11 protein-coding genes and 1 pseudogene are annotated in these 13,016 nt (G+C 72.6%); 3 read left to right on the top strand and 9 right to left on the bottom strand.

Features of this window, described 5'->3' with window-relative positions; translation table 11 throughout:
* The first annotated feature begins 56 nt into the window (after nt 1-56).
* Complete coding sequence (locus tag ABZU99_RS19310) at nt 57-2,093, top strand: peptidoglycan recognition family protein (protein WP_356049153.1); 2,037 nt, start codon at nt 57-59, stop codon at nt 2,091-2,093.
* Between the two features lie 48 nt (nt 2,094-2,141).
* Here ABZU99_RS19310 and ABZU99_RS19305 read toward each other — a convergent pair whose 3' ends face one another.
* Nucleotides 2,142-2,642, bottom strand: coding sequence for a hypothetical protein (locus ABZU99_RS19305; protein ID WP_355952481.1), 501 nt, complete (start codon nt 2,640-2,642; stop codon nt 2,142-2,144).
* 96 nt (nt 2,643-2,738) lie between these two features.
* A complete protein-coding gene (locus ABZU99_RS19300) occupies nt 2,739-5,708 on the bottom strand; it encodes an AAA family ATPase (protein WP_356227900.1) in 2,970 nt (989 codons plus the stop codon).
* Nucleotides 5,709-5,953: 245 nt separating this feature from the next.
* On the opposite strand from ABZU99_RS19300, the gene ABZU99_RS19295 reads away from it, so the two are divergent.
* Nucleotides 5,954-7,057 carry a terpene synthase family protein gene (locus tag ABZU99_RS19295; RefSeq protein WP_356049155.1) on the top strand — a complete coding sequence of 368 codons (1,104 nt, stop codon included), beginning with the start codon at nt 5,954-5,956 and terminating at the stop codon, nt 7,055-7,057.
* Between the two features lie 14 nt (nt 7,058-7,071).
* Here ABZU99_RS19295 and ABZU99_RS19290 read toward each other — a convergent pair.
* Nucleotides 7,072-7,269 (bottom strand): annotated as a pseudogene (locus tag ABZU99_RS19290) (CGNR zinc finger domain-containing protein); the annotation flags it as partial.
* Nucleotides 7,270-7,400: 131 nt separating this feature from the next.
* Here ABZU99_RS19290 and ABZU99_RS19285 point away from each other — a divergent pair.
* Nucleotides 7,401-8,132: a leucine-rich repeat domain-containing protein gene (locus ABZU99_RS19285; RefSeq protein ID WP_356049156.1), complete on the top strand. Its 732-nt coding sequence runs from the start codon at nt 7,401-7,403 to the stop codon at nt 8,130-8,132.
* Nucleotides 8,133-8,204: 72 nt separating this feature from the next.
* Here ABZU99_RS19285 and ABZU99_RS19280 read toward each other — a convergent pair whose 3' ends face one another.
* From ABZU99_RS19280 to ABZU99_RS19255, 6 genes are all read right to left on the bottom strand, one after another.
* Complete coding sequence (locus ABZU99_RS19280; protein ID WP_355952475.1) at nt 8,205-8,450, bottom strand: DUF397 domain-containing protein; 246 nt, start codon at nt 8,448-8,450, stop codon at nt 8,205-8,207.
* Nucleotides 8,451-8,836: 386 nt separating this feature from the next.
* On the bottom strand, nt 8,837-9,436 hold the full coding sequence (locus tag ABZU99_RS19275) for a chorismate mutase (protein WP_355952472.1): 600 nt from the start codon (nt 9,434-9,436) through the stop codon (nt 8,837-8,839).
* A gap of 167 nt (nt 9,437-9,603) precedes the next feature.
* Complete coding sequence (locus ABZU99_RS19270; RefSeq protein WP_355952469.1) at nt 9,604-10,011, bottom strand: DUF2267 domain-containing protein; 408 nt, start codon at nt 10,009-10,011, stop codon at nt 9,604-9,606.
* Nucleotides 10,012-10,093: 82 nt separating this feature from the next.
* Nucleotides 10,094-10,519: an Hsp20/alpha crystallin family protein gene (locus ABZU99_RS19265; protein WP_355952466.1), complete on the bottom strand. Its 426-nt coding sequence runs from the start codon at nt 10,517-10,519 to the stop codon at nt 10,094-10,096.
* A gap of 129 nt (nt 10,520-10,648) precedes the next feature.
* A complete protein-coding gene (locus ABZU99_RS19260; RefSeq protein ID WP_355952463.1) occupies nt 10,649-11,344 on the bottom strand; it encodes an alpha/beta hydrolase in 696 nt (231 codons plus the stop codon).
* A 31-nt stretch (nt 11,345-11,375) separates the two neighbouring features.
* The gene (locus ABZU99_RS19255; protein ID WP_356049158.1) at nt 11,376-12,944 is read right to left on the bottom strand and encodes an acyl-CoA synthetase; all 1,569 of its coding nucleotides are present in this window, start codon (nt 12,942-12,944) and stop codon (nt 11,376-11,378) included.
* Nucleotides 12,945-13,016: the final 72 nt, after the last annotated feature.

Here is a 13,016-nt window from a genome sequence, read left to right as displayed (position 1 = left end):
GCAGCGGATACCTCTAAGTGGCTCGGCTCGGTCGGCCCGCCTTGGAGGAGGCTGCAATGCCAGGATCCGCACAGGACAGCGCCCACGACGCGAACAGACCGGCCCCCGGCCCGACGCGGAGGACGACGCTGCGGGGCGCGGGGGCCGCGGCGTCGGCGGCCTTTCTGCTTCCCCTCGTCTCCGCGACGTCCGCCGCGCGGGCCGATCAGCCGGCCGACCAGCCACCAACCGAGGAGCCCGGCGCCGGTGGCGACACCTTGCGCCGGGCCTTCGATGCGGCGGCCTCGGAGTACGGCGTTCCGCTGAGCGTGCTGCTGGGCGTGTCCTATCTGCAGTCCCGCTGGGACGGCCACCGCGGCGCGCCCAGTGTCACCGGCGGCTATGGCCCCATGCACCTCACCGACGCCTACACCGCTCTCTCGGCGGCTCCGCACCACAGCCAGGGCGCCGAGGACGCGCGCGGCGATGCGGCGCGTCCCCTGAGGGTGCCTCAGACCCCCGTCCCCGAGGCCCGGCAGCTGCCCGCGCGGCTGCGCACCCTCAGCCGGGCCGCCGAGCTCACCGGGCTGCCGGCGGAGGCGCTGCGCGGCGACGGGGCGGCCAATGTGCGCGGTGGCGCGGCGCTGCTGGCCGCCGAGCAGAAGCGGCTGGGCCTGCCGCGGAGCGAGGACCCGGCCGACTGGTACGCGGCGGTGGCTGCCTACTCCGGCGGCGAGGACACAACGGCGGCGGCCGTCTTCGCCGACGAGGTGTACGACGTGATCCGCGGCGGTGCGAGCCGTACGACGGGTGACGGCGAGCGGGTGTCCCTGGCCGCCGTGCCCGGCGTGGCCCCCGACCGCCGGCAGCTGCGGGCACTCGGACTGCCCTCCCGTCAGCGGGATCCGCGGGTCGAGGCTCCCAAGAATGTGTCATGCGAGTGGGTCCCCGCCCCGTACGAGCAGTTCGGCGACAACGACTACGGCAATCACGATCTGGGCGACCGCCCCGCGTCCCAGTCGATCGACTACATCATCATCCATGACACCGAGGGCTCCTGGGACACCACCATCAAGCTGGTCCAGGACCCCACCTATGTCTCCTGGCAGTACACCCTGCGCTCCTCCGACGGGCATATCGCCCAGCATGTGCCGCTCAAGGACGTGGCCTGGCACGCGGGCAACTGGTACGTCAACGCCAAGTCCATCGGCCTGGAGCACGAGGGCTTTCTGACCGCCCCCGACGCCTGGTACACGGAGGCGATGTACCGCTCCTCGGCCCGGCTGGTGCGGTATCTCGCGAAACGGTTCGGCATTCCGCTGGACCGTCAGCACATCCTGGGCCACGACAACGTGCCCGGCACGACCACCGCCACCATCAAGGGCATGCACACCGACCCGGGCCCCTACTGGGACTGGGCGCACTACTTCACGCTGCTCGGTGCGCCCTTCCACCGCACCGCGGGCCGCTCCGGCGGTCTGGTGACCATCCGCCCCGACTACGACGCCAACGAGCTGGTCTACACCGACTGCGAGAAGGCGGGCGGGCTGTGCTCCCCGCACGGCTCCGCGGCCGTGCGGCTGCACACCGCGCCCAGCGCGGACGCCCCGCTGGTCAAGGACATCGGGCTGCGCCCGGACGGCTCCGACTCGACGACCGGGGTCAACGACACGGGCGCCCGCGCCACCACCGGGCAGCAGTTCGCGGTCGCCGGGCGCGAGGGCGACTGGACGGCGATCTGGTACCTCGGCCAGCGGGCGTGGTTCCAGAATCCGAAGGGGCGGCCCACGGCGGTGGACGCCAAGGGGCTCGTCGTCACGCCCAGGGCGGGCGCGACGGAGGTCCCGGTGTACGGCCGCGCCTACCCGGAGAAGGAGGCGTACCCGGAGGGCGTACCGGTGCAGGCGGTCTCACCGCTGCCGTACAAGCTTCTCGCCGGGCAGTCGTATCCGCTGGGGCTGCGGACGCAGGGCGAGTATCTGTGGGCGACCACGTTCGATCCGGCCGGGCACAAGGTGGTGCGCGGAAAGGACACGTACCACCAGATCCAGTTCGGTCACCGGGTGGCATTCGTACGGGCCGCGGATGTGACGGTCCGCCGCTCCGGGAAGTGACCCCGCGGCCGTACGGCGTGGTGCAGCCGTACGGCCGCCTCGCGCCCCTCAGCGCTGCTGGAACATCTCCGCGGGCAGCGGCTTGAGCAGCCGGTACAGATCGTCGGTGATCGGCCGGTCCCAGCTGGCGATGGTGACGAGCACGCCGTCGCTGCGGTCGAACTGGGCGCAGGAGATCCGGCCCTCGGAGAGCTTGACGCGGCGCACGATGAGCAGGTTGTCCTCGTGCATGACCGGGCTGTCCTCGGTGTCCACCACATGCACCGGCTCGTCGTTCCCGAGCGCCGCCAGCAGCTGCGTCACCTCGAACGGCACCTGGCCCTCGCCCGCCTCGCGCGCCGGGGACCCCTCGGGCAGATTGCCGATGATCATCGCCGGGCCGCGGCCGCCGAACAGGTCGTAACGCAGGAAAACGCCCTGGCAGGTGCCGTCCGGCGCGGGCAGCAGCCCCGCCCCGAGATCGCCGGGCCAGTCCCCCGGGTCCATGGCGAGGACGTCGAAGTCCGGCCCGGTGGGCGTGGCGGCGCTGCGGCGGCGGAGGAAGGACATGCGGATATGGTACGTGGCCGCACGCCGGTTTCCGTGCCGGGGAGCGCCCGGGAGGCACCGCCCGGCGGGGCCCTCGGCTGAGCTCGTCCCGGAGCCTCAGCGGCCCTCGCCGACCGGGGCTGTGGGCACGATCGCCGTGGCCGGGCCGGCCGGCGGCGACGCCTGGGCGGCCGACGCGCGGCGGGTCCGCCCCAGCAGCTTGGCCAGGCCGGTCCGGTCGGTGCCGACCTTGCGGTAGACGCCGGACAGCAGCCGGACCACGGTACGGACGTCGGTAACCAGATCCTCCGCGATGTGCTCGTCCGCCCAGCCGAGAGCGGCCCGCTCGGCGGCGGCCTGCTCCTGGCTGGTGAGCGTGCCGGTCTCGTCGGCCCGCAACTGGAGGGGGCGCATTCCGGCGGCGGAGAGTTCATCGCGGGCCCGGATCACCAGGGCGTCCGCCCCGCACTGCATCGCGCTCTCCAGCGCCCGGTAGAGCCGGTCGGCGGCTTCCTGGGGCAGGCCGACGCGGCGCAGCGCGGTCCCGTGGTCGACCAGCGCGACGGCCAGTTCATAGCTGGACGGTGAGCGCTCGAGGTGCGCCACGGCCTCCGCCAGGAGCTTGACCCGTTCGGAGCCCTGGGTCACCAGTGCGGCGGCGTGGAGCGTCCGCCCGATCGCGGAGCGGGTGCCGAACTGACGGGCGCGGCGCACGGCCTCCTGGGCGACCCGCATGGCCTGATCGGGATCCGTCAGCGCCACGGCGTGGGCGAGCTCGAGCTGCCAGGGGCACCAGGCGGGGTTGCGCATACCGCGGGCGTCCAGCCGCTCGCCGGCCGCCACGAGCTGCGCCTGGGCCTCCCGGTGCATGCCCTGGGCCAGCAGCAGCTTGCCGTGGACGGCCTGGGCGTCGGGGTAGACCACGGCCTTGGGCACGGTGACGCCGTAGTCGTGGGCGGCGGCGAGTGCGCGGGCCTCCTCCACCCGGCCGCGGCGGAGCAACGTCTCGACCAGGGTGCCGATGGCGGCCCAGTGGGCGGGCGTCGTCCTGCCGACGCGGTCGGCGATCCGCAGCCCCTCCCGGACCAGCTCCTCCGCCTCGGCGAGCCGCCCGCGCCGGTAGCGGATGTAGCCGAGGAGGGTGAGGCCGAAGGCCAGATGGGCGCCGCGCCAGCCCTTGTGCTCGAACTCGGCGATGCCGTTGTTGAACAGTTCCTCGGCCCGCCCGGGCTGGTCGCAGTACATGAACGTCAGGGCGACGAGGATGGGCACCTCGAAGCCCCAGTCGCCGTCGGTCCTGCTGAGCCCGTCGCCCAGCGCCTCCTCGGCGTAGCGCAGGGCGGAGTCGGCCGGTTCGCCGCGCACCACCGCGTCCCAGGCGCGCAGCGCGAGGAGGTAGCGCTCGGCCGAGCCGCGGCCGCTCAGGTGGTCCACGAGCCTGGACAGCCGGCGCGAGCGCGCGGGCGAGTCCGGCTCGTCGGCGCGGAAGGCGCTCCACATGAAGTGCTCCGCCTGCATACGCAGCCGGACGCGGGCGCTGCAGGCCCGCGCGGCCTCTTCGCCGACGATGTGCGCGGCCGTCTCGGTCCGGCCGCTGTGGCCGTAGGCCTGCGCCAGCCGGAGGATGGCGGCCTCGCGGAGGGCGGGGTCCAGTACGGGCTCCTCCAGCGCGGCCCGGAAGTGGTTGATGGTGGTCTCGGGCTCGGTGAGCAGGGCGGAGCAGCCGAGTTCGTAGAGAACGGCCGCGCGCTCCTCGACCCCGGGCGGCTCGCGCAGGGCGCGGGCCAGACAGCGCCGCGCGGCCTCGGGCGCCCCGGCTCGTACGTACTCCCGGGCGGCCTCCCTCAGCTGCTGGACCACCCAGCCGTCGCCCTCCGGGTGCATCTCCAGCAGATGCCGGCCGGCGGCCGCCGAGCCCCGACCCGCGGTGAGCACCACGGTGGCGGCCTGGCCGTGCATGGCCACCCGCAGGGCTCCCGGGATCGCCCGGTAGACGGCGGTGGCGATGAGCGGGTGGAGGTATTCCAGGGGCTGGTTGCCCGGGCGCGGCTGGGCGAGGATGCGGGCGTCGGCGAGCCGGGCCGCGACCTCCGCCGCGTCGGTCTCGCTGAGCCCGGCCACATTGGCGGTCAGCACCGGGGTGGCCTCGATGCCGAGGACGGCGACGGCCCAGGCGAGGCGGACGGCCGCGGTGCCGAGCCGGGTCAGCCGGTCGTTGAGGCCGCTGTCCTTGGCCGAGGAGACCAGCTCGCGCAGGACGGCCAGATTCTCCGGCTGGGGCTTCATCTCACGGTCGCGGATCTTGGCCGTCAGCTCGACGACCTCGAAGGGGTTGCCGCCGGTCACCGCCCAGCACTCGCGGCAGAACGCCTCGTCTGCCTCCTCGCCGAGGACCTCGCGCACGATCCTGCCGACCCCGGCCGGGGTGAGCGGCGCCAGCACATGCGCCCGGGAGCCCTGACGCCCGGTGAGTCCCCGGACCCCGGCGGCGTCGGCGGAAAGGTCTTCCGGGCGGTAGCCGACGGCCAGCAGCATGGGCAGGTCCTCGGCGCGCGGCGCGAACCGGGTGAGCCAGTCCAGCGATTCGGCGTCGGCCCAGTGGACGTCGTCCAGGATCACGACGACCGGGGCGTGTTCGACCGCGTAGCGGGTCACCAGCCAGTCGAGCCCGTCGCGCACGCCCTGCGGGTCGGGCGAGCCGCCGTCGTCGGAGACCACCAGGCCCACGGCGGGCGCGACGATGTCGTACCAGTTGCCCAGTATCCGGCGGTGCTCCTCCTCGCTGGTCGCCGCGAGCACGGGCTGGAAGAGCTGGCGCACCACATGGAAGGCCAGGCCCTGCTCGTGCTCGCCGCCGCGCGCCGACAGCACGGTGCAGCCACGGGCGGCGGCCCGTCGGCGCATCTCGCCGAGCAGCGTGGTCTTGCCGGCGCCGCCCGGCCCGGCGAAGGCGATCACTCCCCCGGTGCGCGGCCCGGACGGATCGCCGGGGCGCGTCCCGCACAGATCCGTCAGCACGCCGTCCACCGCGCCGAGTTCCGACTCCCGCTCCAGCAACGTCAGGCGCGCACGGTTCTGTCGGCTCATGTCGTCCGCCACGTTCTTCCCCTCCGGCAGGTAACGCGAGCGTAGCGCGTCCAGCACGCTCCGTAGCCCCCTATGGAGCGTTTTCCTGACGGCATTGCCAAGGGCATGCGCCAATTCCGATTGCCCTCTATCAATGGCACGTTCGGCACGCGAGGATGACCGGATTAAACGGGTTGGCCCGCCGTTGTGATGTCCTGTGGTATAGGCGACGCGGGCTGCCCCGATCCCGGAGGGGGCGGTTAGGCATGACGGACACGCACGCTTCGCGACCTCACGCCCGACAGGCGGCGCTCATGCGCCGGGCGGCTCTGCTCGACTTCCCGGGCTCCCCCAAGCTCGGCCCCGGCGCGAAGACCGCCAAGGAACACACCATCCGCTGGCTGTCCCGGTTCGACATGGTCCGTGACCGGTCGACGCTGGCCGAGTACGAGGCCCTGGACATGGACCGGCTGGCGGCCTACTTCTGGCCGGAGGCGGCGGGCCCGGACCTGGAGGTGGCCGGCGACCTCCACGCGTGGTTCATCATCTTCGACGACCAGTTCGACGGAGAGATGGGAGAGGACCCCGAGGCCGTCTCCCGCTTCGTGGAGGCCGTCGTGCGCGTCACGGCGACGCCGGACGGGGAGGCGCTCGGCGCCCCGCCGAGCCCGCTCCTGCTGAGCTTCCGCGATCTGTGGCGCCGGATGAACGCGGGGATGCCGCGGGGCTGGCAGGACCGCTTCCGGGGCCATTGGCGCGACTATCTGCGCGCGCACAACCGCGAGGCGCTGACCAGGACGGGCCATGTCTTCTCCTCGCTGGCCACCTATCTGTCCGTCACCCGGCACACGATCGGGGTCCAGCCCTGCCTGGACCTCATCGAGCGCTTCGGCGGCTATACCCTCCCGCCGGCCCTGCACGACAGCGCCCTCTTCGCCGCGATGCGCGAGGCGGCCGACGACGTGGTCATCTTCGCCAACGACCTCGCCTCCCTGGACAAGGAGATGGCCGCCGGGGACGTCCACAACAGCGTGATCGTCCTGCGCGACCGCGAGGGTCGCACCGTGGACGAGGCCGTACGGCGCGTCGCCGACCTCGCCAACTCCCGCTACCGCGGCTTCGAGGAGGCCGCCGCCCTGCTGCCGGCGCTGCTCGCCGACGCCGGGGTGGTGGATCCGGCCGGCCGCCGGGACGCGGAGCACTTCGTCGCCGGCATAGGGCATGTGATGTGCGGCAATCTGGGGTGGTCGCTGCACACGTCCCGGTACGACCAGCGGGGGGTCGAGGCGGTGAGCCGCGGGCGGCAGCGGCCGTGGGCGGACCTGGCGGGGCGGGAGGTGGCGGCCCGGGCGGGGCGTTCGCCGGACTGATGGCTGAGCCCCGGTCAGATTCCTCGGCGGCGGCGCTGGTGGCGGGCCACCCGGGCGCGATTGCCGCAGGACGGCTCGCACCACTCCTGCCGCGGATGCTCCTTGACGAAGTACCGCACGCACCGGGGCGCGGGGCACGCCCGCAACCGCTCCCGCTCCTCCCCGCCCAGGAGCGCGATGGCGTCGGCCGCGAGCGGCGCGACGGGCCGGAGCGGCGCGACTGCGGATCCGGCGAGCCGCTGACGGTACGGGGCCGACTGGCCGATCCGACCGCGTGGATGGCGGGACGCGAGGTCACCGGCCCCCTCGATGCCGACGCCGCGCCGCTCCCGGAGCCGGCCCCATGGCCGTAGCGACGCTCGACCTGTGGAAGGCGGGTCTTACGGCCGTGCCCGACGAGGTGTGGCGGCGCACCGGGCTGCGCGTCCTGATCCTGGCGGACAACGCCCTGACCCGCCTCCCGGCCGCCATCGGGCGGCTGCGGCGGCTCCACACCCTCGACCTCGGCCACAACCACCTCACCGAGGTGCCGGAGGAGATCGGCGATCTGGCCGGTCTCACCCGCTGTCTGTATCTGCACGACAACCGTCTCACCCGGCTGCCGCGCTCGCTCGGCCGGCTGGACCGGCTGGGCTATCTCAACGTCGGCGAGAACCCGCTCGGCGGGCTCCCCCCGGAGCTCGGCTCCATGGCCGCGCTGGTGGAACTGCGCGCCCAGCACAGCGAGCTGGCCGAGCTGCCGGAGTCGGTGGGGCGGCTGGGCTCGCTGCGGGAGCTGTGGCTGCGCGGCAACCGGATCACCGCTCTGCCCCCGGCCCTGGACGGACTGCGCCAATTGCGCCATCTGGAGCTACGGGAGAACGCGCTCACCGCCGTGGACGAGCCGCTGCGCGGGCTGCCCCTGCTGCGCCACCTGGATCTGCGCGGCAACCGGCTGCGTACACTCCCGGACTGGATCGCCGAACTGCCCGCTCTGGAGAAGCTCGATCTGCGCTGGAACAACCTCGATGACCGCGTGGACGAGGCGGACAGCGTCCGGGCGCTGAGGCATCGGGGATGCGTCGTGCTCCTCTGATGCCGCTTCACGGGGCGAGCCGCCCCCGCTCGGGCGGTGCGCCCCGTCACGGCCGATGGGGTCGATCGGTCCTCAGGTGAGGTCGAACTCGCCTTCGCGGGCGCCCAGGACGAAGGCGCGCCATTCGGCCGGGGTGAAGATCAGGGCCGGGCCTTCGGGACGGCGGCCGTGGCGCATGGCGATGAAGCCCTCGACGAAGGCGATCTCCACATCGCCCACGCCCTGGCTGCTCGACTGCCAGTGCGCTCCCGTGAGGTCGAGTTCGGGCTTCTCGCCGCTTCCTGTCGGTGGCTGTGCGGTAGTGGTGGTGTCGGCCACGTCCTGGCTCCTCCCGGGTCGTCGTCCGCGCCCCACCCTAGCGATCGTGACCGGTGCCGGACAGGCCACGAAAGAAGGACGTTCCAGCCCGCTCACCCGGTGGGAGGCTCGCCCGCCGGATCCACATGGCGAAGAACTGCGAGCCCCCGCCACAGGCGTGGCCGAGTGCCTTACGGGCCCCTTCGACCTGGTGTTCCCCCGCGGTGGCCGCCGAGGCCGCGACCGGCGCCTGACGGCGCGCGGCCTCCCCGGCTTCCCCGCACCGGCCTCGCGGTGGCCAGGGGGTAAGACGGGCACACGTGCCCGCACAGCGCGTTGAAGCAGGAAGCCCCCGGCAGGGTCAGACGACCCAGGCCCAATCCCTGGACTTTAGGCCAGGGAGCACGTCAAGGGCGCTCGCACACCGACGGCAGCGAGCGGGCCAGCGCCACCGCGTGCAGCGCGTCCAGCCGCTTCTCGTGGCCGGCGACCACGGCCCCGGCCGCCAGCCGCCCCGTGCAGGAGCGGGCCTGGCGCGCCGGCTGCGCATCCGCGATGGCGCGGACGAGTTCACCATTGATCCGGTTGATCTCCAGCCGGATCTTACCGAGGTCGGGCCGCTCGGTGGGCGCCTGCGAGGGGTCCGCGTCCCAGCGGCGGTAGAGACCGCGCTGGACCACCTTGCTGGCCTCGATCTGGTCGCGGAAGATCCGTACGGTCGCCTCGGGGTCGGCGCCCACCTCCGTGGCCTGCTGGGCGACCGCGTCCAGCACCTGCTGCTCGCGCGCCGGGTCCTCGATCGGGCTGTCCGTGCCCCACTTGGCGGCGGCGACCTGGTCGGCGACCAGCACCCGGTCGGCGGAGAGTTCGGCCACCGGCAGCAGCCGGCCGTGGGGGGCCGTCGCGGGCGTGGCCGGAGCGGCGACGGCCGCACCCGTCCCCGTGACCAGCACGGCGGTGGCCGTGCCCGCGATCAGCACATGGCGCAGGGAGTGGGGCAGTCGCACCGTGGGGCCTCTCTTCTCGGCGGCATGGTGGTCTCGCGGGCGAGAGCCTGGAGTGCGCGGGCTCCGGCACGAGGGGAGACCGTTCCCTTCGCGCCGCGGTCCGGGCCGTGGACGCCCGCAGGGCCGGTCCCGCACCATCGGGACCGGCCCGGTGAGGCTCCGGCGGATCAGACGGGCTGCGGCGGACGGGCCAGCTGGGCCTGCCCGAACAGCAGGGCATAGCCGTCGGGCAGCCGGCCGAGGATGCGCGCCAGCAACTCGGGGCCCGCCAGCCGGGCGAGGACCCCCAGGACCGATCCGGCGTCCCAGCGGGCGGTTGCCCGGGTGGCCCCGGGAGTGTGCGCGGCGATGTCCTTGACGAATCCCCAGCCGGTCAGCGGCTCGGGGCGGGGAACCTCACCGGCGAACATGCGGGCCGCCCGGGTGGGCAACACGGCAGCGAGTGCCACCCGTTCGTCACCGGTGAGCTGCCGGCCGAGAGCGGCCAGTACGGTGCGGGTGACCTCCTCGGCCCTTTCCCGGGTGGGGTAGATCCCGTCGTACCTCACCGCTTCGATCAGCTCGTCGAACGTCATGCCGTGTTCCTGCCGTCCCGGCCGACGCTGGTGGACCATGGCTGCTGTAGCGCCTTTCTCTAGAAGGGTGTGGGGGGCTGGGTCAGGCGGTGAGCTGGTGCGGCCCGTGCGACCCTTCGCTGACCTTGATCTTGCGGGGCTTGGCCTTCTCCAGGACCGGCAGACGCAGGGTCAGCACACCCGCATCGTAGGAGGCGTCGATGCGCTCGGTGTCCAGCGTGTCCCCGAGGATGAGCTGACGGGTGTGGACGCCGGCGGGGCGCTCGGAGGCGATCATCTCCGCGCCCTCGGGAGCGGGCGAGCGGCGCTCGGCCCGGACGGTCAGCACATTGCGTTCGATGTCGAGGTCGATCGTGTCCGGGTTGATGCCCGGCAGATCGAAGTGGACGACGAACTCGTCGCCTGCCCGGTAGGCGTCCATCGGCATCACGGCCGGCCGCACGGCGGTGCCCAGCATCTGCTGGGAGAGCCGGTCCAGTTCACGGAACGCGTCAGTACGCATGAGCATCACAGATCACTCCTTGTCTCTCGCACTGCGTGCGATGCCCTACGCCTTCTTATATAGCGTGGCCGACATAAAGTTGACAACCCCACACTCAAGAAAGGCGGTGACCAGGGTGAATCCGAACCCAAAGACCTATTTGTCAGCCGCCAGGAACACCTCTACGGCTGTCAGGAACTCCTCGGGGCACCGCTCATGGACCAGATGGCCCGCGTCGATGGTGACCAGGCGGCAGTCGGGTATGCGCTCGGCCATCTCGGCGAGCAGCTCCTGCGGAATATGGCTGGTCGGCCCGCCGCCGATCACCAGGGTCGGGGCGGTGATGGCCGCGAGGTCCTCGGTCCACCGGGGGTCGGGGGCGTTGCGCTGCTCGGTGAACTGGGTCTTGACGGCCCAGTCGAAGGCCATCCGCCCCTGGGGGCGCGGGGGCACCGCCAGCGGCGGGTCCTGGGGCAGCAGCGGCGGAGCGTCCTCGATGACCAGCCGATCCACCAGAGGTGGGTAGCGCTGGGCGAGGAGATAGGCGACCACGCCGCCGTAGGAGTGCCCGATGAGCGTGACGGACGGCAGACCGAGCGCCGCCAGGAACCCCGCGACCTCGTCCCGCAGCAGCTCCAGGGCGTACTCCCCCGGCCAGTCGCTGGCACCGTGGCCGCGCAGATCGAGTGCGTACACCCGGCGGCCCGGGGCGAGTCGCGGCGCGACAGTGAGCCAGTCGACGCCGCCCTCGCCGAGGCCGTGCAGCAGCAGGACGGGCGGGTCGCCCGCGGTTCCCCACACCCGGTAGGCCAGCTCCACCCCGTCCACCTCGACCGTGTCAAGTGTGTGCATACGGGGGAGGATACGGCCGGGATACCGCGGGTCACACCGGTCGCTCACGGCCTTCCCAGTACGGTTCGCGCAACCGCCGCTTGTAGAGCTTGCCGTTGGGGTCGCGCGGCATCTCCTCGGTAAAGTCCAGGGACTTGGGGCGTTTGTAGCCCGCCAGCCGCCGTGCGCAGTGGTCGAGGATGGCGCCGGCCAGCTCGGGGCCCGGCGCATGCCCCTCGGCGGGCTCCACGACGGCCTTGACCTCCTCACCCCAGTCGACGTGCGGTATGCCGAAGGCGGCGGCGTCGGCGACGGCGGGGTGGGTGAGCAGCGCGGCCTCGATCTCGGCGGGGTAGATGTTGACGCCGCCCGAGATGATCATGTCGATCTTGCGGTCGCGCAGATAGAGATAGCCGTCCTCGTCGAGGAGTCCGAGGTCGCCGACGGTGAAAAAGTCGCCGATGCGGTTCTTCCTCGTCTTGCTCCGGTCCTTGTGGTAGACGAAGCCGCCCGTGCTCATCTTCATGTAGATGGTGCCGACTTCACCGGCGGGGAGCCGGGTGCCCTCGTCGTCGAAGATCGCGATTTCGCTGATGGGCCAGGCCCTGCCCACCGTCCCGGGCTTCTTCAGCCAGTCCTCGGCGGTGGCGAAGGCGCCGCCGCCCTCGCTCGCCGCGTAGTACTCCTCCACGCACGTCCCCCACCAGTCGATCATGGCGCGCTTGATGTGGTCGGGGCAGGGCGCGGCGCCGTGGATGGCGTGACGCATCGAGGAGACGTCGTAGAACCGCCGGACCTCCTCGGGCAGGGCCAGCAGCCGATGGAACTGCGTGGGCACCATATGGGTGTGCGTGACACGGTGGGCTTCGATGAGACGCAGCATCTCCCGGGGCGTCCACGCGTCCATCAGCACCAGAGGGTGGCCGATGTAAAGGGACGAGGCCGCGAACGTATGTACGGCCGTGTGGTACAGCGGTGAGCACACCAGATGGACATGGCCGGCCTCCTCGACCTGAGGTGTGATGCCGAAGATGCGCAGAAAGCCGCCGAGAGGGCTCTCCTCGGGGGGTTTTCCGGTCAGCGGACGGCGGATGCCTCGTGGGCGGCCCGTCGTGCCGGAGGTGTAGTTCATCACCCAGCCCAGCTCTCGGCCGGCGGGCGGCTCCTCCGGCTGCCCTTCGAGGAGTGCGGCGTACGGGCGGAAGCCGTCGATGGCGCCCACCGCGTAGCGGTGGGTCGCGGGCAGCCGCGCCTCGTCGGCCGCCAGGGCGGCCTGTTCGCCGAAGCGCTCGTGGGCGATCAGCACCTTGGCGCCCGAGTCGGAGACGATCCAGGCGATCTCAGGGCCGGTCAAGTGGTGGTTGACGGGCACGAGATAGAGCCCGGCCTGGGTGGCGGCGAGGGTCGCGGCGAAGAACTCGGCGCCGTTGGGCAGCACCACCGCGAAGGAGTCGCCACGCCGCAGCCCGGCCGCGCGCAGCCCGCCGACCAGCCGGTTGCACGCGCTGTGCAGCCGGGCGGCGGTCCACTCCGCGCCGTCCGGGGCGATCAGCACGGTACGGCCGGGGTCCGACTGCGCCTGGGTCCAGAAGCCATGGGGAATGCCGCTCGTCTCACTCATCGGATCGTCCTCCTCCTCAAGCGCGTCCGGCGATGTGGTTGACGCGTTCGATGGCCCGCTCGAACCCCCGGG

The organism is Streptomyces sp. NPDC005266 (assembly GCF_040607655.1).
Lineage (GTDB): Bacteria > Actinomycetota > Actinomycetes > Streptomycetales > Streptomycetaceae > Streptomyces.
The sequence above is the reverse complement of the archived record's forward strand: the minus strand, read 5'-3'. Positions and strand labels throughout refer to the sequence as shown.

Bases quoted from the DNA above. Each gene is read 5' to 3' on its own strand.
- ABZU99_RS19310 (WP_356049153.1), top strand. From the start codon at position 57: ATGCCAGGATCCGCACAGGACAGCGCCCACGACGCGAACAGACCGGCC.
- ABZU99_RS19305 (WP_355952481.1), bottom strand. From the start codon at position 2,642: ATGTCCTTCCTCCGCCGCCGCAGCGCCGCCACGCCCACCGGGCCGGAC.
- ABZU99_RS19300 (WP_356227900.1), bottom strand. From the start codon at position 5,708: ATGAGCCGACAGAACCGTGCGCGCCTGACGTTGCTGGAGCGGGAGTCG.
- ABZU99_RS19295 (WP_356049155.1), top strand. From the start codon at position 5,954: ATGACGGACACGCACGCTTCGCGACCTCACGCCCGACAGGCGGCGCTC.
- ABZU99_RS19285 (WP_356049156.1), top strand. From the start codon at position 7,401: ATGGCCGTAGCGACGCTCGACCTGTGGAAGGCGGGTCTTACGGCCGTG.
- ABZU99_RS19270 (WP_355952469.1), bottom strand. From the start codon at position 10,011: ATGACGTTCGACGAGCTGATCGAAGCGGTGAGGTACGACGGGATCTAC.
- ABZU99_RS19265 (WP_355952466.1), bottom strand. From the start codon at position 10,519: ATGCTCATGCGTACTGACGCGTTCCGTGAACTGGACCGGCTCTCCCAG.
- ABZU99_RS19260 (WP_355952463.1), bottom strand. From the start codon at position 11,344: ATGCACACACTTGACACGGTCGAGGTGGACGGGGTGGAGCTGGCCTAC.
- ABZU99_RS19255 (WP_356049158.1), bottom strand. From the start codon at position 12,944: ATGAGTGAGACGAGCGGCATTCCCCATGGCTTCTGGACCCAGGCGCAG.